Source organism: Cryobacterium sp. TMT2-15-1 (assembly GCF_004402345.1).
GTDB classification, from domain to species: domain Bacteria; phylum Actinomycetota; class Actinomycetes; order Actinomycetales; family Microbacteriaceae; genus Cryobacterium; species Cryobacterium sandaracinum.
This window is the reverse complement of sequence record NZ_SOGD01000006.1, coordinates 1-23885: the sequence shown is the minus strand read 5'-3', so window position 1 is coordinate 23885 and position 23885 is coordinate 1. Positions and strand designations below refer to the sequence as shown.

General features: G+C 66.6%; 24 protein-coding genes and 1 pseudogene. 12 read left to right on the top strand and 13 right to left on the bottom strand.

All coding sequences use genetic code 11. The features are described 5' to 3' along the window. Positions 1–80 precede the first annotated feature (80 nt). Entirely contained in the window at positions 81–1382 is a 1302-nt protein-coding gene (locus E3O62_RS00625; protein WP_134395540.1) for a PLP-dependent aspartate aminotransferase family protein, read from the top strand. 89 nt (positions 1383–1471) lie between these two features. Here the strand turns inward: E3O62_RS00625 and E3O62_RS00620 are convergent, their stop codons facing one another. Continuing rightward, the gene (locus E3O62_RS00620) at positions 1472–3286 is read right to left on the bottom strand and encodes a DEAD/DEAH box helicase (RefSeq protein WP_134395539.1); all 1815 of its coding nucleotides are present in this window, start codon (positions 3284–3286) and stop codon (positions 1472–1474) included. A 56-nt stretch (positions 3287–3342) separates the two neighbouring features. Between E3O62_RS00620 and E3O62_RS00615 the strand changes: the two genes are divergently transcribed. Then, a complete protein-coding gene (locus E3O62_RS00615; protein WP_134395538.1) occupies positions 3343–4131 on the top strand; it encodes an SGNH/GDSL hydrolase family protein in 789 nt (262 codons plus the stop codon). A gap of 262 nt (positions 4132–4393) precedes the next feature. Here the strand turns inward: E3O62_RS00615 and E3O62_RS00610 are convergent, their stop codons facing one another. Both E3O62_RS00610 and E3O62_RS00605 read right to left on the bottom strand, forming a co-directional pair. Then, a complete protein-coding gene (locus tag E3O62_RS00610) occupies positions 4394–5626 on the bottom strand; it encodes a D-alanyl-D-alanine carboxypeptidase family protein (protein ID WP_134397187.1) in 1233 nt (410 codons plus the stop codon). A 26-nt stretch (positions 5627–5652) separates the two neighbouring features. Beyond that, positions 5653–6456, bottom strand: a complete 804-nt coding sequence (locus E3O62_RS00605; RefSeq protein ID WP_134397185.1) for an RNA methyltransferase — start codon at positions 6454–6456, stop codon at positions 5653–5655. A gap of 101 nt (positions 6457–6557) precedes the next feature. Between E3O62_RS00605 and E3O62_RS00600 the strand changes: the two genes are divergently transcribed. Together E3O62_RS00600 and E3O62_RS00595 are read left to right on the top strand one after the other, a co-directional pair. Beyond that, complete coding sequence (locus tag E3O62_RS00600) at positions 6558–7418, top strand: Sir2 family NAD-dependent protein deacetylase (RefSeq protein WP_134397184.1); 861 nt, start codon at positions 6558–6560, stop codon at positions 7416–7418. A 52-nt stretch (positions 7419–7470) separates the two neighbouring features. Continuing rightward, positions 7471–8070 carry a histidine phosphatase family protein gene (locus E3O62_RS00595; RefSeq protein WP_134397183.1) on the top strand — a complete coding sequence of 200 codons (600 nt, stop codon included), beginning with the start codon at positions 7471–7473 and terminating at the stop codon, positions 8068–8070. Here the strand turns inward: E3O62_RS00595 and E3O62_RS00590 are convergent. Both E3O62_RS00590 and E3O62_RS00585 read right to left on the bottom strand, forming a co-directional pair. After that, on the bottom strand, positions 8058–9224 hold the full coding sequence (locus E3O62_RS00590) for a glycosyltransferase family 1 protein (RefSeq protein ID WP_134397182.1): 1167 nt from the start codon (positions 9222–9224) through the stop codon (positions 8058–8060). The two genes, E3O62_RS00595 and E3O62_RS00590, sit on opposite strands and share 13 nt — an antisense overlap. Next, positions 9221–10120, bottom strand: a complete 900-nt coding sequence (locus tag E3O62_RS00585; RefSeq protein WP_134397181.1) for an alpha/beta fold hydrolase — start codon at positions 10118–10120, stop codon at positions 9221–9223. Before E3O62_RS00585 ends, E3O62_RS00590 begins: the two co-directional genes overlap by 4 nt. Positions 10121–10315: 195 nt before the next feature. On the opposite strand from E3O62_RS00585, the gene E3O62_RS00580 reads away from it, so the two are divergent. Beyond that, positions 10316–11002 (top strand): 3'-5' exonuclease, encoded by a 687-nt coding sequence (locus E3O62_RS00580; RefSeq protein WP_134395531.1) that lies wholly within the window; start codon positions 10316–10318, stop codon positions 11000–11002. 114 nt (positions 11003–11116) lie between these two features. Here E3O62_RS00580 and E3O62_RS00575 read toward each other — a convergent pair whose 3' ends face one another. From E3O62_RS00575 to glgA, 3 genes are all read right to left on the bottom strand, one after another. Next, positions 11117–11368 carry a type B 50S ribosomal protein L31 gene (locus E3O62_RS00575; protein ID WP_104102169.1) on the bottom strand — a complete coding sequence of 84 codons (252 nt, stop codon included), beginning with the start codon at positions 11366–11368 and terminating at the stop codon, positions 11117–11119. 149 nt (positions 11369–11517) lie between these two features. Further along, the gene (locus E3O62_RS00570; RefSeq protein ID WP_134397180.1) at positions 11518–12300 is read right to left on the bottom strand and encodes an ABC transporter ATP-binding protein; all 783 of its coding nucleotides are present in this window, start codon (positions 12298–12300) and stop codon (positions 11518–11520) included. A 96-nt stretch (positions 12301–12396) separates the two neighbouring features. Beyond that, positions 12397–13578: a glycogen synthase gene (gene glgA / locus E3O62_RS00565; protein WP_134395529.1), complete on the bottom strand. Its 1182-nt coding sequence runs from the start codon at positions 13576–13578 to the stop codon at positions 12397–12399. Between the two features lie 80 nt (positions 13579–13658). Here glgA and glgC point away from each other — a divergent pair, with 80 nt between their 5' ends. Continuing rightward, on the top strand, positions 13659–14903 hold the full coding sequence (gene glgC, locus E3O62_RS00560; protein WP_134395528.1) for a glucose-1-phosphate adenylyltransferase: 1245 nt from the start codon (positions 13659–13661) through the stop codon (positions 14901–14903). Then, on the top strand, positions 14900–15547 hold the full coding sequence (gene serB / locus E3O62_RS00555; protein WP_134395527.1) for a phosphoserine phosphatase SerB: 648 nt from the start codon (positions 14900–14902) through the stop codon (positions 15545–15547). The genes glgC and serB overlap by 4 nt, the downstream gene beginning before the upstream one ends. On the opposite strand, the gene fabG is transcribed toward serB, so the two are convergent. Next, entirely contained in the window at positions 15544–16254 is a 711-nt protein-coding gene (fabG, locus tag E3O62_RS00550; RefSeq protein ID WP_104169936.1) for a 3-oxoacyl-ACP reductase FabG, read from the bottom strand. The genes serB and fabG overlap by 4 nt on opposite strands. Before the next feature lie 129 nt (positions 16255–16383). On the opposite strand from fabG, the gene E3O62_RS00545 reads away from it, so the two are divergent. Genes E3O62_RS00545 through E3O62_RS00535 form a run of 3 tightly spaced genes read left to right on the top strand, consistent with a single transcriptional unit; the run spans position 16384 to position 17770 of the window. After that, positions 16384–16689: a DUF3099 domain-containing protein gene (locus E3O62_RS00545; RefSeq protein ID WP_347232337.1), complete on the top strand. Its 306-nt coding sequence runs from the start codon at positions 16384–16386 to the stop codon at positions 16687–16689. Beyond that, positions 16686–16934, top strand: a complete 249-nt coding sequence (locus tag E3O62_RS00540) for a hypothetical protein (RefSeq protein WP_134397179.1) — start codon at positions 16686–16688, stop codon at positions 16932–16934. Before E3O62_RS00545 ends, E3O62_RS00540 begins: the two co-directional genes overlap by 4 nt. Next, positions 16931–17770, top strand: a complete 840-nt coding sequence (locus E3O62_RS00535) for an SURF1 family protein (RefSeq protein WP_134395525.1) — start codon at positions 16931–16933, stop codon at positions 17768–17770. The genes E3O62_RS00540 and E3O62_RS00535 overlap by 4 nt, the downstream gene beginning before the upstream one ends. A gap of 78 nt (positions 17771–17848) precedes the next feature. On the opposite strand, the gene E3O62_RS00530 is transcribed toward E3O62_RS00535, so the two are convergent. Both E3O62_RS00530 and E3O62_RS00525 read right to left on the bottom strand, forming a co-directional pair. After that, a complete protein-coding gene (locus tag E3O62_RS00530) occupies positions 17849–19447 on the bottom strand; it encodes an ABC-F family ATP-binding cassette domain-containing protein (RefSeq protein WP_104102190.1) in 1599 nt (532 codons plus the stop codon). A 59-nt stretch (positions 19448–19506) separates the two neighbouring features. Next, the gene (locus tag E3O62_RS00525) at positions 19507–20157 is read right to left on the bottom strand and encodes a TetR/AcrR family transcriptional regulator (protein ID WP_134395524.1); all 651 of its coding nucleotides are present in this window, start codon (positions 20155–20157) and stop codon (positions 19507–19509) included. Between the two features lie 157 nt (positions 20158–20314). Here E3O62_RS00525 and E3O62_RS00520 point away from each other — a divergent pair, with 157 nt between their 5' ends. Continuing rightward, the gene (locus tag E3O62_RS00520; protein WP_134397178.1) at positions 20315–20866 is read left to right on the top strand and encodes an OsmC family protein; all 552 of its coding nucleotides are present in this window, start codon (positions 20315–20317) and stop codon (positions 20864–20866) included. A gap of 830 nt (positions 20867–21696) precedes the next feature. Further along, positions 21697–23373 (top strand): molybdopterin-dependent oxidoreductase, encoded by a 1677-nt coding sequence (locus E3O62_RS00515; protein ID WP_241973225.1) that lies wholly within the window; start codon positions 21697–21699, stop codon positions 23371–23373. Positions 23374–23429: 56 nt separating this feature from the next. Here the strand turns inward: E3O62_RS00515 and E3O62_RS00510 are convergent, their stop codons facing one another. After that, the gene (locus E3O62_RS00510; RefSeq protein WP_134395521.1) at positions 23430–23759 is read right to left on the bottom strand and encodes a metal-sulfur cluster assembly factor; all 330 of its coding nucleotides are present in this window, start codon (positions 23757–23759) and stop codon (positions 23430–23432) included. 4 nt (positions 23760–23763) lie between these two features. Further along, positions 23764–23885, bottom strand: a pseudogene (sufC, locus tag E3O62_RS16915) (Fe-S cluster assembly ATPase SufC); the annotation flags it as partial.

The window sequence follows — 23885 nt, the reverse complement described above, 5'->3', positions numbered from 1 at the left end:
TTTATGCGAAAGCTTCCGCTGATTCGCAAGGGTCTGCAAGGATGATTGCGCCGTGCGGCAGATTCTGTTTGGGTCTGTGCATGACGCCAACGCTTCCGCTGCTGCCGCCCCTGCCTCCCCGCGGACCTGCCCTGCGGCCATCGGCCCCGCACCCGGACACGGTTGCCGTGCACGGCGGGATGGCCGGGCTGACAGCGGCCGGTTCGCATGTGCCCGTGATCGACCTCTCCACGACCAATCCGCTGGCGGGAGTCGAGTGCGGCGGGGACTCCTACGAGAACCTCGCCACCGGAGGTACGATCCGCGAGGGCGATTCCGCGGTGTACCAGCGACTCTGGCAGCCCGGAGTCGCCCGGTTCGAAACGGCACTGTCGGCCCTGGAGGGCACCGAGGGCACCGTCGCCTTCGCGAGCGGAATGGCCGCGCTGGCGGCCGTGCTGATCGCATCCGTGGCCGGCGGCACGCCCCACGTGGTGGCCCTCCGGCCGATCTACGGCGGTACCGACCATGTGCTCGCCACCGGTCTGCTCGGCACGACCGTGTCGTGGGTCGATCCCGACGGGGTTGCCCAGGCAATCCGGCCGGACACCGGGCTGGTCATCCTGGAGTCCCCAGCGAACCCGACGCTGGCGCTGACCGACATCCGTGCCGTGGTCGCGGCGGCCGGCAGCGTGCCGGTGCTGGTCGACAACACGTTCGCCACCCCGGTGCTCCAGCGCCCGGTCGATTCGGGCGCCGCGTTGGTGCTGCACAGTGCGACCAAATTTTTGGGCGGCCACGGAGACGTGATGGGCGGCACGGTCTCCGGCCCCGAGCACTGGATGGCGCGCCTGCGCCAGGTGCGGGCCCTGACCGGCGGTGTGCTGCATCCGTTCGCCGCGTATCTGCTGCACCGGGGGCTGCGCACGCTGCCGGTGCGTGTGCGCGCCCAGCAAGCAACCGCGGGCGCCGTCGCGGAGCGTCTCGCGGGTCACCCCGCACTGGCCCGGGTCCTGTACCCGGGGCTGCCCGGGCAGGACCCGCTGGGGCTTTTGGGCCGTCAGGCGAACGGGGCCGGGTCTATCATCGCCCTCGACCTCGCGGGCGGCTTCGATGCGGCCGTGCGGTTCACCGAGGCGTGCACGCTGATCACGCACGCGGTCTCCCTCGGCGGCGTGGACTCACTCGTGCAGCATCCGGCCTCCCTGACCCACCGCCCGGTCGAGGCCGGCGCCCGGCCCGGTGCCGGGATCGTGCGCCTTTCGATCGGCCTCGAGCACGTCGACGACCTGCTCGCCGACATCCTCGCCGCCTTGGACGTGGCGATGGATGTCACTCCCGACGTGGCGAAGGTCGGGGTGCCGAACACCGCGGCTGCCGAACCTCAGGACGCCGTTGTCTGAGCGGCCGTTTCGGTCGAGAGTAGCCGTTCAGCGGGGCGCTCCCGCGCGGAACGGGCACCCGCGATGATCAGATGCGGCTCCGCCGCGGGTCAGCTGCGGCCGAGGCGGCGGCGGAGCAGGTCGATCCGGTTCTGCAGCTGCGTGACGCTGGCCTGCGCGACGGCGGGCCCGCCGCACTCGCGCCGGAGTTCGGCATGCACCATGCCGTGGGGCTCACCGGCGAGCTTCGACCACATGCCTACCAGGCTCGCCAGCAGTGTGCGCTGCTCCTTGAGCGTGCGATAGAGCGGTGGCGGGTCCACCGGGGTGACCTCGCCGGTGACGGGATCCTTGCGTCGGTCGGTGGAGCGCTTGGCTTGCCGGTGCTGGCGCTGGCGCAGCAGCTCGGAGACCTGCTCGGGCTCGAGCAGACCGGGGATGCCGATGAAGTCGAACTCCTCGTCGGTGCCCGGTTCCGCCAGCTCGCCGAACTCGTCGCCGTTGAACATCACCATGTCGAAGGTGGCCTGGGAGTCGATGGCCTGCCAGGTGAATTCCTCGCCGAGGTCGTCGGAGGCCTTCTCCGACGTGTTGGCGTCGGCGACCATGGCGTCTTCGGGGTTGTACATGCCGTCGTCGCCGTCGTCGCGGTTGCTGCGGTCGAGGGCGTGGTCGCGCTCCAGCTCGAGCGCGTTGGCCAGGCTGAGCAAGCTGGGCACATTGGGCAGGAAGATGGACGCCGTCTCACCGCGGCGCCGGGCCCGCACGAACCGGCCAATGGCCTGCGCGAAGAAAAGCGGTGTGGAGGCGCTGGTCGCGTAGACGCCCACGGCCAGGCGCGGCACGTCGACCCCCTCCGACACCATCCGCACGGCCACCATCCAGCGCGAGGTGTTGTGCGCGAACTCGTCGATCCGGTCGCTCGACTCCTTCTCATCGGAGAGTACGACGGTCACCGACTCCCCCGAGATCTCCTGCAGGACGGCCGCGTACGCGCGCGCCATGGTCTGGTCGGTGGCGATGACGAGGCCACCGGCATCCGGGATGCCGTGGCGCACCTGGGTGAGGCGCAAATCGGCGGCGCGCAGCACTGCGGGGATCCACTGCCCGGTGGGTTCCAGGGCGGTGCGCCAGGCCTGGGAGGTGATGTCCTTGGTGTTACCCTCGCCGAGTTTGGCTTCCATCTCGTCGCCGGCGCGGGTGCGCCACTTCATATGTCCGGCGTAGACCATGAACATGACCGGGCGCACGACGCCGTCTTCGAGGGCTCGGCCATACCCGTAGTTGTAGTCGCTCTGGGACAGGCGGATGCCGTGCTCGTCGGGTAGGTAACTCACGAACGGGATCGGCGAGGTGTCCGATCGGAACGGGGTGCCGGTGAGCGAGAGGCGGCGGGTGGCCGGCTCGAACGCCTCCCGGATTGCGTCACCCCAGCTCAGCGCGTCCCCGCCGTGGTGCACCTCATCCAGGATTACAAGGGTGCGGCTGGACTGGGTCAGCTGCCGGTGCAGGGCTGCCCGGCTGGCCACCTGGGCGTAGGTGACGGCAATGCCGTGGTAGTGGTTGCCGTAGCGCCCGTTGGCGTTCTTGAAGTTAGGGTCGAGCCGGATGCCCGCCCGCGCCGCGGCATCCGCCCACTGGCGCTTGAGGTGCTCGGTGGGCGCGACTACCGTGATGCTGTCGATCAGTCGGCGGGCCTTCAGCTCGGCCGCGAGCCGCAGGGCGAAGGTGGTCTTGCCGGCGCCCGGCGTCGCCGCGGCGAGGAAATCACGTGGCTGGTGCACGAAATACGCTTCCAGCGCTTCCGCCTGCCAAGCCCGCAATTTGCCGGCTGTGCCCCACGCGGCACGCTCCGGGAACGAAGGCGAGAGATGCTCGGCTGCACTCGTCCCCTGGGCAGGACCGAAGGGGGGTGGAGTATTCACGTCATACGAACTTACCCGGTGAACGGACTGCCGGGATGCGGGGGGAGAATGGAGCAATGACGACGCCGATGCATCCGTGGTCCCGCTATGTCGCCCTCGGCGACTCCTTCACGGAGGGGGTGGGTGATCCCGAGCCGACGAGCCCGGGTGGGAACCGGGGCTGGTCGGACCGGGTCGCCGAGGTGCTCAGCCAGGGCACACCGGACTTCGCCTACGCGAACCTCGCCGTGCGGGGCAAGCTGATCCGCCAGATCAGCGTGGAGCAGGTGGAGACGGCGCTCGCTCTGCATCCGGATCTGATCACCTTCTCCGGGGGCGGCAACGACGTCCTCCGGCCGGGATCCGACCCCGACCACATCGCCGCCCAGGTCGAGGAGCAGGTGCGCCGGCTGAGTCGCGATAACGCCACCATCGTGCTGTTCACGGGCGCCGATGTGGGCTTCTCCCCCGTATTCCGTGGTATTCGGGGCAAGATTGCGATCTATAACGAGAACCTGCGCGCGGTCGCGACGAAGTATGACTGCGTCGTCGCCGACCTCTGGTCGCTGACCGAGATTCAAGATGCCGGCATGTGGTCTGCGGACCGGCTGCACCTGAACGCTCTCGGCCACCACACCGTCGCCCGGATGGTGCTTTCCGATCTCAACGTGCTCAATGCCCTCGAACCCCGGAAGCCCGAGCCAATGCCAGGGCGTACCTTCCGGGAGGCCCGCACGGAGGACATGCAGTGGGCGCGGGAGTACCTGTTGCCGTGGGTTCTGCGCCGTATCCGGCACCAGTCCTCCGGCGACCACGTGCTGCCCAAGCGCCCAGATGCACGGCCGTTCAGCCAGCCCCGGCACTAGACCGGCTCGGCGGCGGCGAGCCGGCGCCGCTCGGTCACCAGCATCCGGTGTCGAACCAATTCGACGGAGATTCTGAAGAAAATGCGGGTTCCCGGTAGGCGCTGCCTCGGATCCGGCCGGTGTTGTGGCTAACTCAGGAGATCCGACCGGCTGGGACGGGCATCGGCACCGGCTCCGCACTGGTCCGCAGTGGCCGGTGAGTGCGGGCGACGGATGTCCTGAGTTGGCCACACGCGCGGGCTCGGCCCGGCCTCACGTGCGACTAGCCCGCGGCCAGCTCGGCCGGGTGGGTGAAGCGCCAGGCGGCCCCCGGGTCGGTCAGCTCGCGCTCGAGCACCAGCGGCACGCTCACCGTGGTCTCCCCCACCTGGAAGTCAATTGCACCGGCCGAGTCGCCGACCTCCCCGAGGGTGACCGGGCGCGCCGCCGAAAGGGCCGTGATGGGCGTGTCCGACCAGACCACGGCTGATGCCGCCTCCGCGGCGACCGCCCGACTCTTCTGCCCCCACTGGGTGGCGTAAGTCGCGTAGGCGGCACCCTTGTCGGCCAGGCTTACCGCGCGGAACCCGGGTTCGGCGCTGTCGAGCAGGTCCACGATCGACGCATTCAGTTCGGGATGAGTGTCGCCGCCGAGCATGACGCCGACCAGGGTGATGGTCTTGCCGCCGACCGTGAACTCGGCCGAGTACAGGAGGCAGGCGCCGGCCTCGTCCGTGGTTCCGGTCTTCATCCCGGTGACACCATTGGTGCCGAGGAGCTTGTTGGTGTTGGTGACCGTGCCGATGGTCGGCAGGTCGGACGTCTCCATGGACACGATCTCGGCCAGGACGGGTTCGGCCAAGACAAGCTTGCCGATCGTGACCAGGTCGCCCGGGCTGCTCACGCTGGCCGGCGACAACCCACTGGTGTCGGCCACCGTGGTGTCGGTCAGACCATTCGCGGCCAGCCAGGTTTCAGCCTCCGCCAGGTAGGCATCCACGGAACCGAATGCCCAGATCGCCAGTGAAATGCTGTAATTGTTCGCGGAGGGCAGGAGCATGGCCTCGAAGGCCTCACGCTGGCTGAGCACCATGCCGGCGGACACGGGCGCGACCGAGCCGTCCTCGGCCAGCACGTCGTAGTAGATGTCGACGTCGTCGTCGGTGAAACGGATGTCCGGGCCGGGTTCGTTCAGGCTCAGGGGTTTCTCCTCGAGCAGCACGAGTGCGGTGACCATCTTCGTGATGCTCGCGATCGGCATCGACTCCTGGTCGCCGGTGGAACCGAGCAGCCCCGGGTAGCCGACCGCACCGATGGCGCCCGCACCGGCATCCGGCCAGATCAGCTCGGCGGCCGGTTGGGTGAGCGCGGCCGGTTCGATCAGTTCGACGGCCGCGGCCGGAACCGGGGCCAACCCCGTGCCGGTTAGGTAGCCGACCCCGCCCAGGGTGAGAACCAGGGCCGCCGCAAAGGCAACCCGACGGCGAAGGAACGTTTGGCGTCGGGTCAGTGGCATCCGACGACTCTACCAAGCGCCCGCGTTCAGACGCGCAGAGCGTACAGCGCGACGGCGCTGGCCGAGGCCACATTGAGCGAGTCGACGCCGTGGAGCATGGGGATCGTCACGACGGTGTCGGCGGCCGAGAGAGCCTGGGTGCTGAGCCCGTCGCCCTCGGCGCCGAGAATCAGGGCCAGCCGTTCCGGCGCGTTCCCGGCGAACTGCGGGAGGCTGATGGCGTCGTCGGACAGTGCCAGGGCCGCGAGGTGAAAACCGGCCCCATGCAGCATCGGGGCGGCCTCGCTCCATTCCGGCAGTCGGGTCCACGGCACCTGAAGCACCGTGCCCATGCTCACCCGCACACTGCGCCGGTAGAGCGGGTCCGCGCAGCGCGGCGTGATCAGGACGGCGTCCGCGCCGAGGCCGGCGACCGAGCGGAAAATGGCGCCCACGTTGGTGTGGTCCACGATGTCCTCGAGGATCACAATGCGCCGCGCGTCCCGGATCACCTCGTGCACCGGCGCCAGATCCGGGCGGTGCATCGCCGCCAGCGCACCGCGGTGCAGGTTATAGCCGGTGAGCCGTTCGAGAACGGATGCCGCGCCGACGTACACGGGCACGTCCGGCCAGTCGACGAGCAGCGGCAGCACGTCGGGCAGCCACTGCTGCTGCAGAAGCACGGACCGTGGGCGGTGGCCGGCCGCGAGGGCGCGGGCGATGACTTTGCTGGACTCGGCGATGTACAGCCCGCCGGCCGGTTCGGAGACACGGCGGAGCGCGACATCCGTCAAGCGCGAGTAGTCGGCGAGACCGGGCAGGTCAAGGTTTTCGATGGGGACGATCTGCACAGCGGGACGCCTTTCACGGGGATGATCCGTCCAGCCTGCCAGTTCCCTCCCCCAGTCGAAAACCGGCGAGTTTAGACTCGGTGTACACAGGATGGAGCTTCATGACCACCGAAACGCTTCCGGTCGCCGTCGGCGCCACTGCCGCCGCTCTGGATGCCGTGGCCGAGGTGCTCCGCGGTCGCCACATCGCGGTGCTGACCGGAGCCGGTCTGAGCACCGATTCCGGCATTCCCGATTACCGTGGGAAGGGGGCCCCCGTGCGTACCCCGATGAACTTTCAGACCTTCGTCGGCGACGAGCGGGCGCGCAAGCGTTACTGGGCCGGCAGCCACCTCGGCTGGCACCGGTTCCGCTCTGCGGAGCCCAACCTCGGGCACCGGTCCCTCGCCCGGCTGGAGCAGAGCGGACTGATCAGCGGGGTCATCACGCAGAACGTGGATGGCCTGCACACCCGGGCCGGGTCGCGGCACGTCGTGGACCTGCACGGGTCGTTGGACCTCGTCGTCTGCCTGGACTGCGGTCAGGCATTCGGCCGCGACAGCGTGGCCGCGCGCCTCGAAGCGGCCAACCCGACACTGATGTTACCGGGTGACGTGCGCACAGCCCCCGACGGCGATGCGGAGGTGTCCGACATCGACGGTTTCACCATTCCCGACTGCACGGTCTGCGGCGGTATGCTCAAGCCCAACGTCGTCTTCTTCGGCGAGCTGGTGCCGACAGTGAAGTTCACCGAGGCCACGGCGCTCGTCACCGGTGCGGAGGCCCTGGTCATCGCCGGCTCGTCCCTGTTTGTGAACTCGGGCATCCGACTGCTGGAACAGGCCCGGCGCCGCAAGCTGCCGATCGTCGTGATCAACCGCGGCGAGACCAAGGGCGACGGCCGGGCACTGCTCAAGCTGGAGGCGGGCACGTCGGAGTCGCTGGCGGGGCTGGCCGACCGCCTCGCCGGCGCATCGGCGTGAAACAGACCCGGTCCATCACCACTCCCACCCCCGCGACAACGGAAACGGCAGGATGACCAGACTTTCGATCGTGCGGCACGGACAGACCGAGTGGAACCTGCGCACGCGGATCCAGGGCAGCACAGACATCCCCCTCAACTCGACCGGCTGGGCGCAGGCCGCCGAGGCGGGGCTGAGGTTGCGAGCCCGGCGCTGGGACACCATCGTGACGAGCCCGTTGGACCGTGCCCACGAGACGGCCCGGATCATCGCCGGTGAGCTCGGCCTGCCGAGCCCGGAGGTCATCCCGGAACTCACCGAGCGCCATCACGGCCAGATCGAGGGACTCACGTTCGCCGAACGACAGCGCCGCTTTCCCGACGGCGTGCCCGTTCCCGGCCTCGAGACGCGCCAGGAGGTGCTCGACCGGGTGCTGCCGGCCTTCGGGTTGCTGGCCGCCGCGCGCCCCGGACAGTCCGTGCTGGTCGTCTGTCACGGCGGGGTGATCGGAACCCTGCTGCGCCATAGCACGGCCGGGGAACGGCCGCGCCAGAACGAGATCATCGCCAACGGCTCCGTGCACGACTTCGTCTGGCGGGACGGTCGGCTCGAGCTGACGCATTTCGACGCCACACTGCGCGGCCGAGCCGAGAACACGCACTACACAGGCTGAGCCGGCTGCTCCGCGTCGATGCCGGGGCCCGTAGACGTCTCGGTCCGGGTACCGGCATCATCCGCGGTATCGGTATCGGTATCGGTATCGGTATCGGTATCGGTGCCGGTAAGCAGTTTCAGGAGCCGCCGGGCCGAATCGCGCCAGGTGAAGCGTTCCGCCTCGATGACGGAGGCTGTGGAGCGGGCCGCCCACTCCCCCGCGCCCAGCCGCCGAACGGCCAGGGCGAGCGCGTCGGTGCTGGCCGGGTCGAAGTAGAGCGCAGCGTCGCCGCCGATCTCGCGAAAGATCGGGATGTCGCTCACCACGACGGGGATGCCGAGGCTCATCGCCTCGACAAGCGGGATGCCGAATCCTTCGTCCAGAGACGCCGTGACCAGCGCGGTCGCGGAGCCCAGCAGCCGCAGGTACTCCTCGTCGGTGACGCCGTTGTGGAACACCAGCGTCGCCTGCGGCGCGAGGGCGGTCAGGCGTTCCCGTTCCCGGTCGCTCACCTGGCTCATCAGGTGCAGCTCATGGCCCGGCAGTTCCGCGGCTGCGCGCACCAGGGTGTCCACGTTCTTGTACGGCATGAACGAGCCCATGTAGACCAGGCGACCCGTTTCCGCAGCGGCACGCCCGGCGGGCGGCGTCGACCGCGTGTCGGCGGCGTTGTGGACGACCGTGACCGGCCGCCGTGTCAGACGATTGTCCCGGATCAGGTCCCGGGTAGTCTCGGAGACGGTGACGACGCCGTCCGCCCGGTTCAGGAGCATCCGCTGCGGCCACCACGACAGGTGATACAGCCGCCAGATCAGGCGCAGCAAACCGGGCAGGTCCCGCGGCGGGGTGCGATTGCGGTAGTAGATCAGGTCGTGCACGGTGAGGAACAGCCGGTACTTCCGGCCCCAAGAGCCCATCGTCTGCATCGGGGAGAACACGACGTCGGGCTTCAGCTGGTTGACCTGGAGGGCGATGAACGGCTCCCGGACGCTGGTCGGGGCGCTCACGAGCTGCCAGGGCAGATCCGGAAGCAGGTCGAGCTGCCGGTGGTCATGGATCAGCATGGTGACCGGGTGGAGCTTGCCCAGTTCCGTGACCAGCCCGGCCGTGTACCGGCTGATGCCGTCGTGCCGGTCGAATCGGGTGTAACGGCAATCGAAGACGATTCTCATTTCGTCTCCGTTTCGCCGAGGAAGTGGCGCAGGGCGTCCGCCGCCTGCGCCGGCACCTCGTAGTGGATCAGGTGGCCGACGTCGGGGATCACCTGCAGGGTGGCATCGGGGAACAGCTTCTGCAGCCGGTACTGGGCTGCGACCGGCGTGATGTCGTCTTTCTCCGCCGCGATCAGCAGCGTGCGCTGCGGGATGCGACCGGCGAACTCGCTGACGTCGGAGCCGACCGATGCGGTGAAGGCTTCCAGCACAACCCGGCGATCCGCGAAGGCGGAGAAGTAGCGGTCGTGCTGGTTGTGGATCCAACGGCGCAACCCGGGATCCCCCGTCTTTGCCATGGTCACGCTCATCACGCGGACGATGACGCGGTTGCGCAGCAGGGCGAAGCCGAGCCGTTCGGGCAGACGCGCGGCCACCCAGTAGTAGAACATCGCCAAGCGGGTGAGGATGCCGCGCGGCCCGGCCAGGGCAGGTGCGGCGATGGGGTTCACCAGAACCACATCGTCGGCGTGCAGTCCCCCTGCGACGGATGCAGCGACGATAATCGATCCGAACGAGTGCCCGAGCACCACTTTGCGCCCGGTCAGACCCAGAGCTGCCACGAACTCGGCCAGCCACCGGCCGTAGCCCGCGATGTCGTGCCGGCACCCCTGGAGCACCCCGGACTCGCCGAAACCGGGAAGGTCCGGTGAGATCATGCGGAATCCGGGAAGCTGGGCGACCACGGGCTCCAAGCCGTGGTGGTCGCCGCGGAAGCCGTGCACCATCACGATGGTGGTGTGCGCGGTTGGATCGCCGTACTCCCAATACCGCGTTTCGCCGCCCAGCACCGGGACGTCGCGGACCCTGACAGGGATCTGGGCGAGCTGTGAACCGTAGGGCGAAGGAACATTCATCGTCCCAAGTTTAGGCCGGCCGACGGCTGTCGCCGGACGCCCTCCACAGAGACACGAAGAACTCGAACTGGGCCCTCGACTCCGTGCGGCGCCAGTTCTCCGACCACCGCTTCTTCGTGAACCAGCCGGACCTGAACTGCCTTCCCCATGACCCGAGGCGCCGGGGATGACGGTGGTCGCCCCTAGGCTTTCCCCATGAGCAACTGGAGTGACACCCTCGCCGTTTTCGACCTTGAGACGACCGGCATCGACGTGGAGACAAGCCGCATTGTGTCGGCCACCGTCGCGATCATCGATGTGAGCGGGGAGGTGCTCGAACGCGTGGACTGGCTCCTGGATCCCGGAATCGAGATCCCGGCCCAGGCCACCACCGTGCACGGCATCACGACCGAGCATGCCGCCGCGAACGGCCGGGTCGCCGCCGACGGGGTGGCCGAGATCGTCGCGACGATCCGGGAGCACCTCACCCGGGGGCTTCCTCTGGTGGCGTACAACGCGCCCTACGACCTCACCCTGCTCAACCGCGAGTCGATCCGCTACGGGGTTGCCCCGCTGGTCTCACCGTCGCCGGTGGTCGACCCTCTCGTCATCGACAAGGCCCTCGACCGGTACCGCAAGGGAAAGCGCACCCTCGCAGTGACCAGTGCGTTCTACGGTGTGCCCCTCGATGACGCGCACGACTCCGGGGCGGATGCGATCGCGGCCGGCCGGGTGGCCCAGGCCATCGCCCGGGCGCATGAGAAGACCCTGCCGGTCACCGTCGGCGAGCTGCACCAGCTCCAGGCACAGTGGTCCCTGCAGCAGGCGGAGAGCTTCCAGGCCTACATGCGCCGCGAACGCGACCCCGCGTTCGTCGCGGCGGGCGGCTGGCCCGAACGCTGACCCGGCAGCACCCGGGCGACAGCGACACCTGACCCAGTTCCGCAACATCGAAAGGGCGGCCAGCCGAAGCTGGTCGCCCTTTCGTTGTGCAGGATGCTACGGTGTGGCGCGGTTTTACTTGCCGAAGCCCTTGTAGCGTGAGTTGAACTTCTCGACGCGGCCGGCGGAGTCCATGATCCGCTGCTTGCCGGTGTAGAAGGGGTGCGACTCCGACGAGATCTCGACGTCGATGACCGGGTACGTGGTTCCGTCGGTCCACTCGATGGTCTTGGAGCTGGAGACCGTTGAACGGGTAAGGAACGTCGCACCCGACGCGAGGTCGCGGAAAACCACGGGAGCGTACGTGGGGTGAATGTCAGACTTCATGAAGACTTCCTTATTGCTGTTCGATTGGTGAGTTGCGCTTCGATTAGCGAGTACAGACTCGCCAGGTGCGGCAGAAAAAACTATACGGTCCAAGGACCGACTGTCGAGTTTAGCAGAATCCACTGGCTGTGACCGCCATCCGGTGGCGGTCAGATCGCGCGAGCGCTGAAACGTCCGTCGGCCTCGTGCAACTCGATGGACAGGCCGAACGCCTCGGTCAGTGACTCCGCGGTCAGCGCGTCGGCGATGGGCCCGGCGCTGACGATGCGGCCGTTGGACAGGAGCAGGACGTGCGTGAAGCCGAGGGGGATTTCCTCGACGTGGTGGGTGACCATGATGATCGCCGGCGACCCCGACTCGCTCGCGTAGCCGCCGAGGAGCTGCAGCAGTTCCTCGCGCGCGCCGAGGTCGAAGCTGGCGGCCGGCTCATCCAGAAGCAGAACCTCGGGGTCGGTCATGATGGACCGCGCGATCTGCACCCGCTTCTGCTCGCCGTCGCTCAGCGTGCCGAACTTGCGGTCGGACAGAGCATCGAGCTTCCACTCGCCCAGCACCCGCTGGGCGCGGCGCTCGTCGATGGCTTCGTACTCTTCGGTCCAGCGCCCGGTGACGGAGTACGCGGCCGTCATCACCACATCGAGGACCTTCTCGTTCGCGGGGACCCGGCGGGCCATCGCCGTCGAGGCGAAGCCGATCCGCGGCCGCAGCTCGAAGAGGTCGGTGCGTCCGATCGGTTCGTCGAGAACGACGGCACTTCCGCTCGACGGGTGGATGAGGGCGGCGGCAATCTGCAGCAGCGTGGTTTTGCCGGCGCCGTTCGGGCCCAGGATCACCCAGCGCTGGTCGTCATCAACACTCCAGTTCACTGAGTCGAGGATGGGTGTGCCATCCCGGACGACGGAGACGTCGGTGAAGTGAAGAACGTTGACCATAAGGCCATGTTATCTGCCGCCGCCGATGCCCACACACGCGAAACGGGTGCCGCGCATTCCTGCAGCACCCGTTGGGGCGGTTAGTCAGAGCCCGACTTAGAGCAGTGCGGCGTAGATCTCCCGGGTGCGGGTGGCGATTTGGGTCCAGCTGAACATCTGCTCGGCCCTGACCCGGCCGGCTCGGCCCATCGCGGCGGCGTTGGCCGGGTCGGCGAGGACCTCGATCAGGGTGCGCGACAGGTCTGAGACGAAGAGGTCGGCATCGATGGGGGTTCCGGTTCCGTCGGTGGCCTGGTCGATGGGCACGAGCCGGCCGGTCACGCCGTCGGCGACCACCTCGGGGATGCCCCCGGTCGCAGTTCCGACGACTGGCAGCCCGCAGGCCATGGCCTCCAGATTGACGATGCCGAGCGGTTCGTAGACCGACGGACAGACGAAGACGGTGCCGGCAGTGAGCACGGCGGCCAGGTCGTGCTGCGACAGGAGGCGATCGATCCAGACCACGCCGGAGCGTTCGCGCTGGAGGGCCTCGACTCCGGCCGTGACCTCGGCCAGGATGCCCGGGGTGTCGGGGGCGCCGGCGCAGAGCACCAGCTGCACCTCCGGTGGCAGCAGGGCAGCCGCGCGGAGCAGGTATGGAAGCCCCTTCTGCCGGGTGATGCGGCCCACGAAGACCACGGCCGGTCGGTCCGGGTCGATGCCCAGTGCCCGCACGGTGTCCCGGTCGTCCGTGGGCTTCCACCGTTCGAGGTCGATGCCGTTGTAGACGACGTGCACCCGAGCCGCGTCAAGTGCTGGGTAGCTGCGCAGGATGTCGCGGCGCATCCCACCGCTGACGGCGATGACGGCATCCGCGGCTTCGAAGGCGCTGCGTTCGATCCAGCTGGAGACCCGGTAGCCTCCGCCGAGCTGCTCGGCTTTCCAGGGGCGGAGCGGCTCGAGGCTGTGCGCGGTCACAACGTGCGGAATCCCGTGCAGGAGCTTCGCGAGGTGGCCGGCGCCGTTGGCGTACCAGGTGTGCGAGTGCACGATGTCGGCGCCGTGCACGTCCTGCGCCATCTGGAGGTCGACGCCGAGCGTGGCCAGCGTCGCATTCGCGCCCGCCAGTTCCGCCGGCACCTCATACGCGTGGGTGTCGACGGCGTCGCGGGGCGCGCCGAAGCATCGCACGGAGACGTCGATGTCGGTGCGAAGGGCCTTCACAAGCTCCGCCACATGCACGCCTGCTCCGCCGTAAATCTCCGGGGGGTATTCCTTGGTCAACAGATCCACTCGCATGAGGCAAAGCTATCGCAGGCTGGCCGGAGGCACACCCACTCGTGCTGGATCGACGTGACGAATGGCCCTACTGTAAAGACATGCAGTCAAAGAAGATCTTTGGAATCGTGCTCGCCGGCGGAGAAGGAAAACGGCTCATGCCGTTGACGGAGGACCGTGCGAAACCGGCCGTTCCTTTCGGGGGTCATTACCGGCTGATCGACTTCGCGCTGTCGAATTTGATCAATTCGGGCCTCACCCAGATCGTGGTTCTCACTCAGTACAAGTCCCACAGCCTTGACCGTCACGTCTCCCAGACCTGGCACGTTTCTGGTGGCCTCTTCAACTCTTATATCGCATCGGTGCCGGCGCAGCAGCGTCTCGGCAAGCGCTGGTTCAGCGGATCCGCGGACGCGATCCTGCAGAGCCTCAACCTGATCCATGACGAGAAGCCCGACATCGTCGTCGTCGTGGGAGCCGACCACGTCTACCGGATGGACTTCAGCCAGATGATCGAGGCTCACATCGCCTCCGGAGCCGCCGCAACCGTCGCGGCCATCCGTCAGCCGATCGGTCTGGCCGACCAGTTCGGCGTCATCGAGGTCGACGCGGCGACGCCGGACCGCATTCGTGATTTTCGCGAGAAGCCGAAGGATGCCGTCGGCCTCGCCGATGCCCCGCACGAGGTCTTCGCGTCCATGGGCAACTACGTTTTCAACACGGAGGCGCTGATCGAGGCCGTCCTGCGCGACGGCGAACGCGCCGACTCGAGCCACGACATGGGTGGCGACATCATTCCCGATTTCGTGTCCCGCGGTGAGGCCGGCGTCTACGACCTCAAGCTCAATGACGTCCCCGGATCCACCGACCGAGACTGCGACTACTGGCGCGACGTGGGTACCATCGACTCCTTCTTCGAGGCGCACCAGGACCTGATCAGCGCACTGCCCGTTTTCAACCTCTACAACCAGAAGTGGCCTATCTTTAGCCAGCAGCTCAACTCTCCGCCGGCGAAGTTCGTCCGGGACGGACGCGGCTTCCTCGGCACCATGATCGACTCGATCGTTTCCCTCGGCTGCGTCATTTCGGGAGCGCACATCGAACGCAGCGTTCTCGGCCCCTGGGCCGCCATCGATTCCGGTGCCCAGGTGGTGGACTCGATCGTCTTCGACCGGGTGCAGATCAAACCGGGTGCGACCGTGCGTCGGGCGATTCTGGACAAGGACGTGGTGGTCGCCGCCGGAGCGGAAGTCGGCGTTGATCGTGAGCGTGACCGCGCACGGGGGTTTAGCGTCACCGAGTCCGGCATCACCGTCGTCGGCAAGGGAGTCCACGTCCACCCGTGACCGTGTTCGTTCGTTTCCTCGTCGTCCTGGACGCCGATTCCACCCTGATCGAAGACGAGGTCATTGAGTTGCTCGCTGATGCGGCCGGCTCGCTGGCCCTCGTCGCCGAGGTGACCGAGCAGGCCATGCGCGGCGAGATCGATTTCGCGCAGAGTCTACGGCTCCGGGTCAAGACGCTGGCCGGACTGTCCACGGATGTTTTCGCGGAGGTCGGGCGGCTCGTCCGCCCGACTCCCGGGGTGCAGGAACTCATCGACGGCCTGCACGCCCAGGGCAGCAGAATCGGGGTGGTATCGGGCGGCTTCCACGAGGTGCTCGACCCGCTGGCTGCCGCCTTCGGCCTCGATCACTGGCGGGCGAACCGGCTGGAGGTGGCCGACGGTCGCCTCACCGGCGGCCTGGTCGGACCCGTCATCGACGCCGCCGCCAAGGCCGCGGCCCTGCGGGAGTGGGCCGCCCTCGAGGGCGTAGCCCTGCCCCAGACCGTCGCCGTCGGCGACGGAGCGAACGACCTCACGATGATGCGGGCAGCAGGTCTGGGCATCGCTTTCAACGCGAAACCGATCGTGAGGGCGCAGGCGGACCTGGCCCTGGATACCCGCGACCTCAGCCAGATCCTGCCGATACTCGGTCTGCGCGGTTAGTGCCCCATCCCCAGTCCGCCGTCGACGGGGATGACCGCGCCGGAGATGTACCCGGCGTCGTCCCCGGCAAGCCAGGTGACGACCCGAGCCACCTCGACCGGGGTCGCGAAGCGTCCCGCCGGGATGCTGCGCTTGTAGTCGGCCTGCTGCGACTCGGAGAGTTTTGCGGTCATGTCGGTTTCAATGAAACCCGGTGCGACGACGTTGGCCGTGATGCCCCTCCCGCCCAGTTCACGGGTCACCGAACGGGCGAGGCCGATCAGACCGCTCTTCGACGAGGAGTAGTTGACCTGTCCCGCGGAGCCGTACAGGCCGACCACGCTGGAAATCAGCACGATGCGGCCGAACCGAGCCTTGAGCATCCCCTTGGACGCACGCTTCACGACTCGGAATGCGCCGCTCAGGTTGGTGTCGATGACCGAGGTGAAGTCGTCCTCGCTCATGCGCATCAGCAGCATGTCCCTGGTGATGCCCGCGTTGGCGACAACCACCTCGACGGGGCCGAGCGCCGCCTCGATCTCGGTGAACGCGGCGTCGATGGATGCGGCGTCCGTCACATCCGCGCGCACCGTCAGGCTGCCGCTCGGACCGTCCCCGGAGCGGGCGGTGACCGCGACGCGGTGTCCCTGCCTGATGAACTCCTCCGCGATAGAAAATCCGATGCCGCGGTTTCCCCCGGTGACAAGGACAGTTCTGCCAGTCGTCATGCTGGGTCCAATCTCTTTTTCTCAGCGAACGAACAGCCGTACGCGCGTGTTTTCCAGTTTAGGGCGTCTACGTTTAAGTCCGACGAGACGTAGAATTTATAGAGAGAAACTCCCCGACTGACCGAATCGATGGCATCCATGAAACAGCAGTCGATCACCTCGCTCCCCCCTTCACCCGAGGAGGAGCGTCGAGCCCGGATGATCAAATACTTGATCGCCATGGGCATCCGGATGGTCTGCATCGTGCTGATGCTCTTCGTCCAGGGTTGGTGGCTTCTCGTCTGCGCCGTCGGCGCAATCGCCCTTCCCTACTTCGCGGTCGTCTTTGCGAATGTTCAGAGCAGCGCCGTGGCGTCCACGGTCGTCCGACCGGGAGCCGTGCAGGTGTTCCGGGCGCCGCCTCGCGGACCGGATAATGACGAGAGCGGAACGTGATCGGCCTCGGCGCCGATCTCGAAACGACGAATTGCTCTCGCGCCGGCTGTCGTGAAAACGCCGACTGGCGGTTGGACTGGCGCAATCCCCGTATTCACGCTCAAGACCGCGTGAAGACCTGGCTGGCCTGCGACCTGCACGTCGATTACCTCCGCGATTTCCTGGCCAGTCGAGACTTCCCATTAGCCGTCTCGCCTCTGCCGGTCCTCCTTGAGGCTGTAGACCCGGAAGCCGGGCCGGCGTGATCGGCTGGAAGTTTGCGTTCACCCGGCGCTGGGCCGGATATCTCGCGCTGACCATCCTCTTTGCGGCCGTGTGCTCCGGGCTCGGTCTCTGGCAGCTCGCGCGACGCTCCGATGCCCTCTCTGAAATGGACAAAGTGGAGACCAACTATGCGGCGGATCCGGTTCCCTTGGCCGAGGCTCTGCCTGGTCTGGACGCGTTCTCCGCGTCTCAGAAGTGGCTGCCCGTTGTCGTGACCGGCACGTATTTGACGGACGACGAGCTGATCGTGCGCAACCGCCCACTCAATATCCACCCGGGTTTCGAGGTTCTCACTCCCCTGCTGCTCGCCGATGGCTCGGTCTTCATCGTGAACCGGGGCTGGTTGCCGACCGGGCAGACCCCCGACGCCCCGGCATCCGTGCCAACCGCCCCCTCGGGGGTGGTCACCGTCATCGCCCGGCTCAAGGCCGGTGAGCCTTCGTTGGCCGGGCGGTCGGCCACGGGCGACCAGATCGCGACGATCAACCTCGACGAGGTGTCCACCCGGCTGGACCTTCCGACGTATACCGGCGCGTACGGGCTGATGGCTTCCGAAGATCCGACGCCGGACGAACGTCCCGTGGCGGTCACCCGCCCGGTCAAAGACGAGGGGCCTCACCTGTCCTACGCATTCCAATGGTTCGTGTTCGCCCTGATGGGCTTCGTCGGTCTGGGCTGGGCCATCCGGCAGGAGTACCGAGCCGTGAACTTCGACGACCCGGACGAGCGCGTTCGCGCCGCCGAGCGTGCCCGCCGGCAGGCTGCCAAACCCCGCAGCGACTCGGAGATCGAGGATGAGCTCATCGACGGCAGGTGATCGACAGGTCAGAGGGATTCGGAGACACGAATGCCCGGGCCAGCAGGCCCGGGCAGTGTGCTGGGTGCAGGAAGGTGATCAGGCGAGCATGATCAGATCAAGGTAGTCCTTGTTCCAGTGATCCTCGGTGCCATCGGGCATGATCAACACGCGCTCGGGGTTCAGTGCCTCGACAGCGCCCTCGTCGTGGCTTACGAGGACGACAGCCCCGGCATAGTGCGCCAGGGCGTCGAGGATTTCCTCGCGGCTGGCCGGGTCGAGGTTGTTAGTCGGTTCATCGAGCAGCAGAACATTGGCGCCTGACACCACGATCATGGCCAGGGCCAGCCGGGTCTTCTCGCCACCGGACAGAACCCCGGCCGGCTTGTGCGAGTCGTCGCCGGTGAACAGGAACGAGCCCAGAACCCGGCGCGCCTCCATCTCAGTGATGTTGGGCGAGGAGGACACCATATTCTCCAGCACGCTGCGCTTGACGTCGATCGTCTCGTGCTCTTGCGCGTAGTAGCCGATCCGCAGACCGTGGCCGGGCACGATCTCTCCGGTGTCCGGCTTATCCACGCCCGCGAGCATGCGCAGCAGTGTGGTCTTGCCCGCACCGTTGAGGCCGAGGATGACCACCTTCGAGCCGCGGTCGATGGCCAGATCCACGGCCGCGAAGATCTCCAGCGAGCCGTAGCTCTTGGAGAGGTCGGTGGCCATCAACGGGGTGCGCCCGCACGGGGCGGGCTCGGGGAAGCGCAGTTTGGCGACTCGGTCGACTGCCCGCACGGCGTCCAGTCCGGACAGGAGCTTCTCGGCGCGCGCGACCATCTGGTGGGCGGCGGCAGCCTTGCTTGCCTTAGCGCCGAACTTCGCGGCCTGCAGCTGGAGGGTCGACGCCTTCTTCTCGGCGTTGGCGCGTTCCTTCTTACGGCGGTCCGCGTCGGCCACGCGCTGCCGCTGGTAGTTCCTCCAGTTCATGTTGTAGATGTCGATGACCATGCGGTTGGCGTCGAGGTAGAACACCCGGTTCACCGTGTCGCCGACCAGCTCGATGTCGTGGCTGATAATGATGCATCCGCCGCGATAGTTCTTGACGAACTCCCGCAGCCAGACCACGGAGTCGGCGTCGAGGTGGTTGGTGGGCTCGTCGAGGATCATCGTTTCCGCGGCCGAGAACAGGATACGGGCGAGTTCGATGCGGCGGCGCTGTCCGCCGGACAGGGTTCGCAGCTGCTGGTCGAGGATGCGGTCGGGAAGGTTCAGGTTGCTGGCGATCGACGCGGCTTCCGCCTCGGCCGCGTAGCCGCCGAGGGCGTTGAACTCATCCGTGAGGTTGCCGTAGGTGCGCATGGCCTTGGCGCTGGTCTTGGGATCGTCGCTGCCCATGTCGATACCGGCCTGGGCAAGACCCAGGGAGATCGTTCCGAGGCCGCGGGCATCCAGGATGCGGGTCCGAGCGAGCATGTCCGGGTCGCCCGAGCGGGGGTCCTGGGGCAGATAGCCGATCTCGCCGGTGCGGTCGATCGAACCGTTGGTCGGAACTGTCTCACCCGCCAGAGTCTTCGTCAGTGTCGTCTTACCAGCCCCGTTGCGGCCAACCAGGCCGATCTTGTCACCGGCGGAAACGCGGAAACTGACGTCTTCCATGAGCACGCGCGCCCCAACTCGGATTTCGAGATTTTGCACACTCAGCACAGCAACAGTCCGTTCAGGGGAGTCGTAGAATTTTCTGGCCGAAGCGGGCCAACTCTCCACTATATTTGATCGGTTCCGCCTCGGTGTGCGCCGGCAAGCGAAAGTGCCCCCTGAAGTGCCTTCGCCAGCCAGTCCCGGTAAGCGGCATCCGACCAGCCGAGGTCGAGGACCAGAGACCGGTAGGCCTGTGGATGCCCGAGCGCCCACACCGTTGCCGCCGCCTCGTGGTCGCTCACTCCCCCGCGCAGGCTGTGCCGTGAGCGCAGCGCGCTCGCGACCTCGCCGTACTGGAGAAGTCGCTGGGCGGAACGCCGCATCTCCAGCTCCGCGATGTCTGCATCGACTCCGGCCGCCTGGGCGATCACGCGGTGCACCCCGGACGTCTGGGCGTTCAGGTCGGCGATCCAGCCAGTCAGGATTCGGACGATCTCGGCGGCCGTGCGCGCTTCGGCGATCTGACTGCGCAGCGGTGGGGGGCCGGCTTGCGGTTCGTACGCACGTGCGGCCGCGCGGTCGAGCACGGCGGAGAGAACGGCGGCTTTGCCACCGACCGAGTTGTAGATGGTCTGCACCGCGACGCCTGCCTCGGCGGCGATCGAGCCGAGAGTGGTGGAAATGTACCCCCGCTCAAGCATTAGCTGGAGCGCGGCCCGCACGATCAAGGTGCGGGTCTCTTGCGACTGGGCCTCCCGGCGGGATTCGATGCTCATCAGGACTTCAACCTTCTTTTTAGAATGTTATTCTACACACTGGAATGATCTTCTAGCAGGCGGTATTTCGGTTCGGGGACCATGCGGCAGCGTTCGACCATGACGTTGTGTGATCGGGAGGGGTGCCCGGGCCGGACTGGCCTCCTATGGTTTCGGCATGACACTCGTGCAGACGCCCGCCGCCCTCTCCCCCCGTGCCGAAGATTGTGCCAGCCGCCTCATCGCCGCCGGAACCGCTTGGAGTGAGCGCATCAGCGCTGACGCGTCGAAAGCGAAGCTGACCTACCGCGTCACGGCCGCCGGCGAGGGCTCGGTTGCCACCCGCATCACGGCCGGCAAGCATGTCTTCCTCGTCGACGAGCCCGGAGCCCTGGCCGGAGACGATGTGGCAGCCAGCCCCGTCGAGATTGCGCTCGGCGCCCTGCTCTGGTGCCAGGTGGTCGTCTACCGCCTCTACACCCAGGGGCTGGGCATCCGGGTCGACGAGATCGAGATTGTCGCGGAGGGCGACCTTGACGTTCGGAGGCTGTTCGACATGAGCGAGGACGTGCGGGCCGGCTTCGCAGCGATCCGCCTGCACATCACCATCACCGGTCCCGAATCCGATGAGCGCTACCAGGAGCTGCGGGCAACCGTCGACGCGCACTGCCCGGTTCTCGACCTGTTCGCGAACCCCACTCCCGTGTCCGTCATCGTCACCAAGGCGTAGCCGGATCCGAAGCCGACCGGTGGCCAGGCCTGTCGCGTCCCGCGGCGCACCGTGTGGAAGCTGGCGCACGATAGGCCGTCCGCCGGCCTCCAGGACGTGCGCCGTGACGCAGTCACCCACTCGTCTAGCGGCGAACAGGGCGGAGGCCTACCGTCGGCTGCAGCTGCAGCCGCACCGGTTGCTGCACGAATGCGAGGAGGTCGACGATGGACCACGAATCAGCCACACCACCCCACCGAACCCGGACGGGCCTCCCCCGTCCGACTCAGATGAGGAACAGGAAAGCGCCAGCCCTGTGGGCGACATGTTCGAGGAGGGTGAAACCGACATCGGGCCGCACCCGTCCCTGATCGATTTGGAGAATTGGGAGCCGTCTGAGTTGGCGTCGTCCGCTGAAACGGGCGCTCGGGAAACGGGCGCTGAGGAGAATACATCGTCCGAGTGACCAGGATCGGATCATCGACCAGGACACGTCGACGGGGCGCCGGCCAGATGGCCGGTGCCCCGTCGACGTGGGTGGATCAGGACTAAATCGGATGCGGATCAAAGGGAGACACCGAGGGCACGGATCGACTCGTTCGGGGCCTTAACCGGATTAATGCGGAATATATTCCGTTTAATAGGAGGATACTTGCAGGCAGCAAGCAGGAAATGGGCATAACGGTGCTGTATATCGCACTCCCGACACGGTTGGGGAGGCATCCTGCTTCTCAAATGGGGACGGTATGGATACAAACTCGATTGATCGAAATATTCCTGCAACAGACATTGGAGCAGGGGGGACGCGGAGAAGTTTTCGAGAGGAACTGGACACGACGCGGTACCACGTGGTGGATGACCACTGGGCCGGCCGGGTCCCTGCCCAGTACGGCGTTGCCCCGCGGGTGCGGATCGGCACGGACAAGTGGTTCAATCTGCTGTGGTTGATTCCCATTGGACTGGTCCTGCTGATCGTGGGGATCGCCATTGCCAAGGGGCTGCGGGAGATGCCCGCGGTGCAGGACTTCATGAGCCAGTATCCGGGTGCGACTGCACTGCCCGACAACGCCCCGGTCGGGTTCCCGGCGTGGGTCGGTTGGCAACACTTCCTGAACCTCTTCATGATGATCTTCATCATCCGGTCCGGTGTCAGCATCATGGCTGACCATCCGCGGCTGTACTGGACCCGGCACTCGACACCGGGTAAGGACTGGTTTCGCATGCAGAAGCCGGTGCCGAGCGATCCGCTCTACACGGCGAAGGAGGACTCAATCACCTTGCCCGATGGTGTCGGCCTGCCGGGGCGCCGTCACTCCATCGGTCTCGCACGGTGGTGGCACCTCGGCGTCGATACGGTCTGGCTGCTCAACGGAATCATCTTCTGTGTTCTTATCTTTGCGACGGGGCAGTGGATGCGCGTGGTCCCGCTGAGCTGGGACGTCGTCCCCAACGCCGCGTCGGCCGCCCTTCAGTACCTGTCTTTGGACTGGCCGGCCGAGAGCGGGTGGACCAACTACAACAGTCTGCAGCTGATCGCCTACTTCATCACCGTTTTCATCGCGGCGCCTCTCGCCCTGGTCACCGGCCTCGGCATGTCCCCCGCGCTGTCGACCCGCTTCCGTAGAATCAGCTCGGTGTTCAGCATCCAGGTGGCCCGTTCGCTGCACTTCTTCGTGCTCTGCTGGTTCGTCATGTTCATCGTTGTGCACGTCACCCTGGTGATGACCACAGGGGCCCTGCGCAACCTCAATCACATGTATGCGTCTCAGGACAGTGAATCGTGGGTCGGCATCGGGATCTTCGCGGCTTCGATGGTCATCGTCATCGGAGGATGGCTCGCAGCCACGCCTTTCACCTATCGGCATCCTCGTGTGGTGCAGAAGGTCGGTTTCGCGCTGATCGGTCGCGCGCAGCGCCTATTTGAACACATCGACGCGAACCCCGGCCAATACACGGAGAAGGACATTTCGCCGTACTTCTGGCACAACGGCAAATACCCGGACTCCGAGGAATACCAGGCGCTTCGAGCGGGCAACTTCGCGGACTACACACTGCGGGTCAACGGGCTCGTCGAGAACCCCGTCGATTTGAACCTCGCACAGTTGCAGGGTCTCCCCTATCACGATCAGATCACCCAGCACTTCTGTATTCAGGGGTGGTCAGGGGTGGCGAAGTGGGGCGGAATCTCCATGCAGACGATCCTGGATCTGGTGCAGCCGAAACCCGAGGCGAAATGGATCATTTTCTATTCCTTCGCGGCGGGTCCGGACGGTGGCACGTACTACGACGCCCAACCCATCGAGCAGATGAGCTACAAACTGACCATGCTCGCCTATGACCTCAACGGGCAGACCCTATCTTTCGGGCACGGAGCACCGCTTCGGTTGCGCAACGAAACGCAGCTGGGTTTCAAGATGGTGAAGTGGATCAAGGGAATCGAGTTCGTTGAGGACTTCTCGGAGATCGGTGCGGGGTTTGGTGGTTACCACAACGACCATGAGTTCTTCGGCTACCGGCAGTCCATCTAACGCGAAAACCCCGATTTCCGGAGGAAATCGGGGTTTTCGCGTGCGTTCGGGGAAGATTAGATAGAAAAGCCGAGGGCTCGCATCATGTCACGGCCGTCGTCCGTAATCTTCTCGGGACCCCACGGCGGCATCCAGACCCAGTTGATGCGGAATTGGTCGACGACGCCGTCCAACGCCTCGGCGGTCTGTTCCTCGAGGACATCGGTCAGCGGGCAGCCGGCCGAGGTCAGGGTCATGTGGATGATCAGGGCATTGTTCTCATCGTCCCAGCCCAGGTCGTAGATGAGCCCGAGGTCGACCACGTTGATACCGAGTTCCGGGTCCATGACGTCTTTGAGCGCCTCTTCGATTTCATCGAAGCGCGCCGGGGGCAGCGTGGAAACCATGCGCCTAACCTACGTTCGTTTCGGTGAGGAAGCGATCGTAGCCCTCGTCTTCGAGGCGGTCGGCGAGTTCGGGGCCGCCCTGTTCGGCGATGCGGCCGTCGACGAAGACGTGCACGAAGTCCGGCT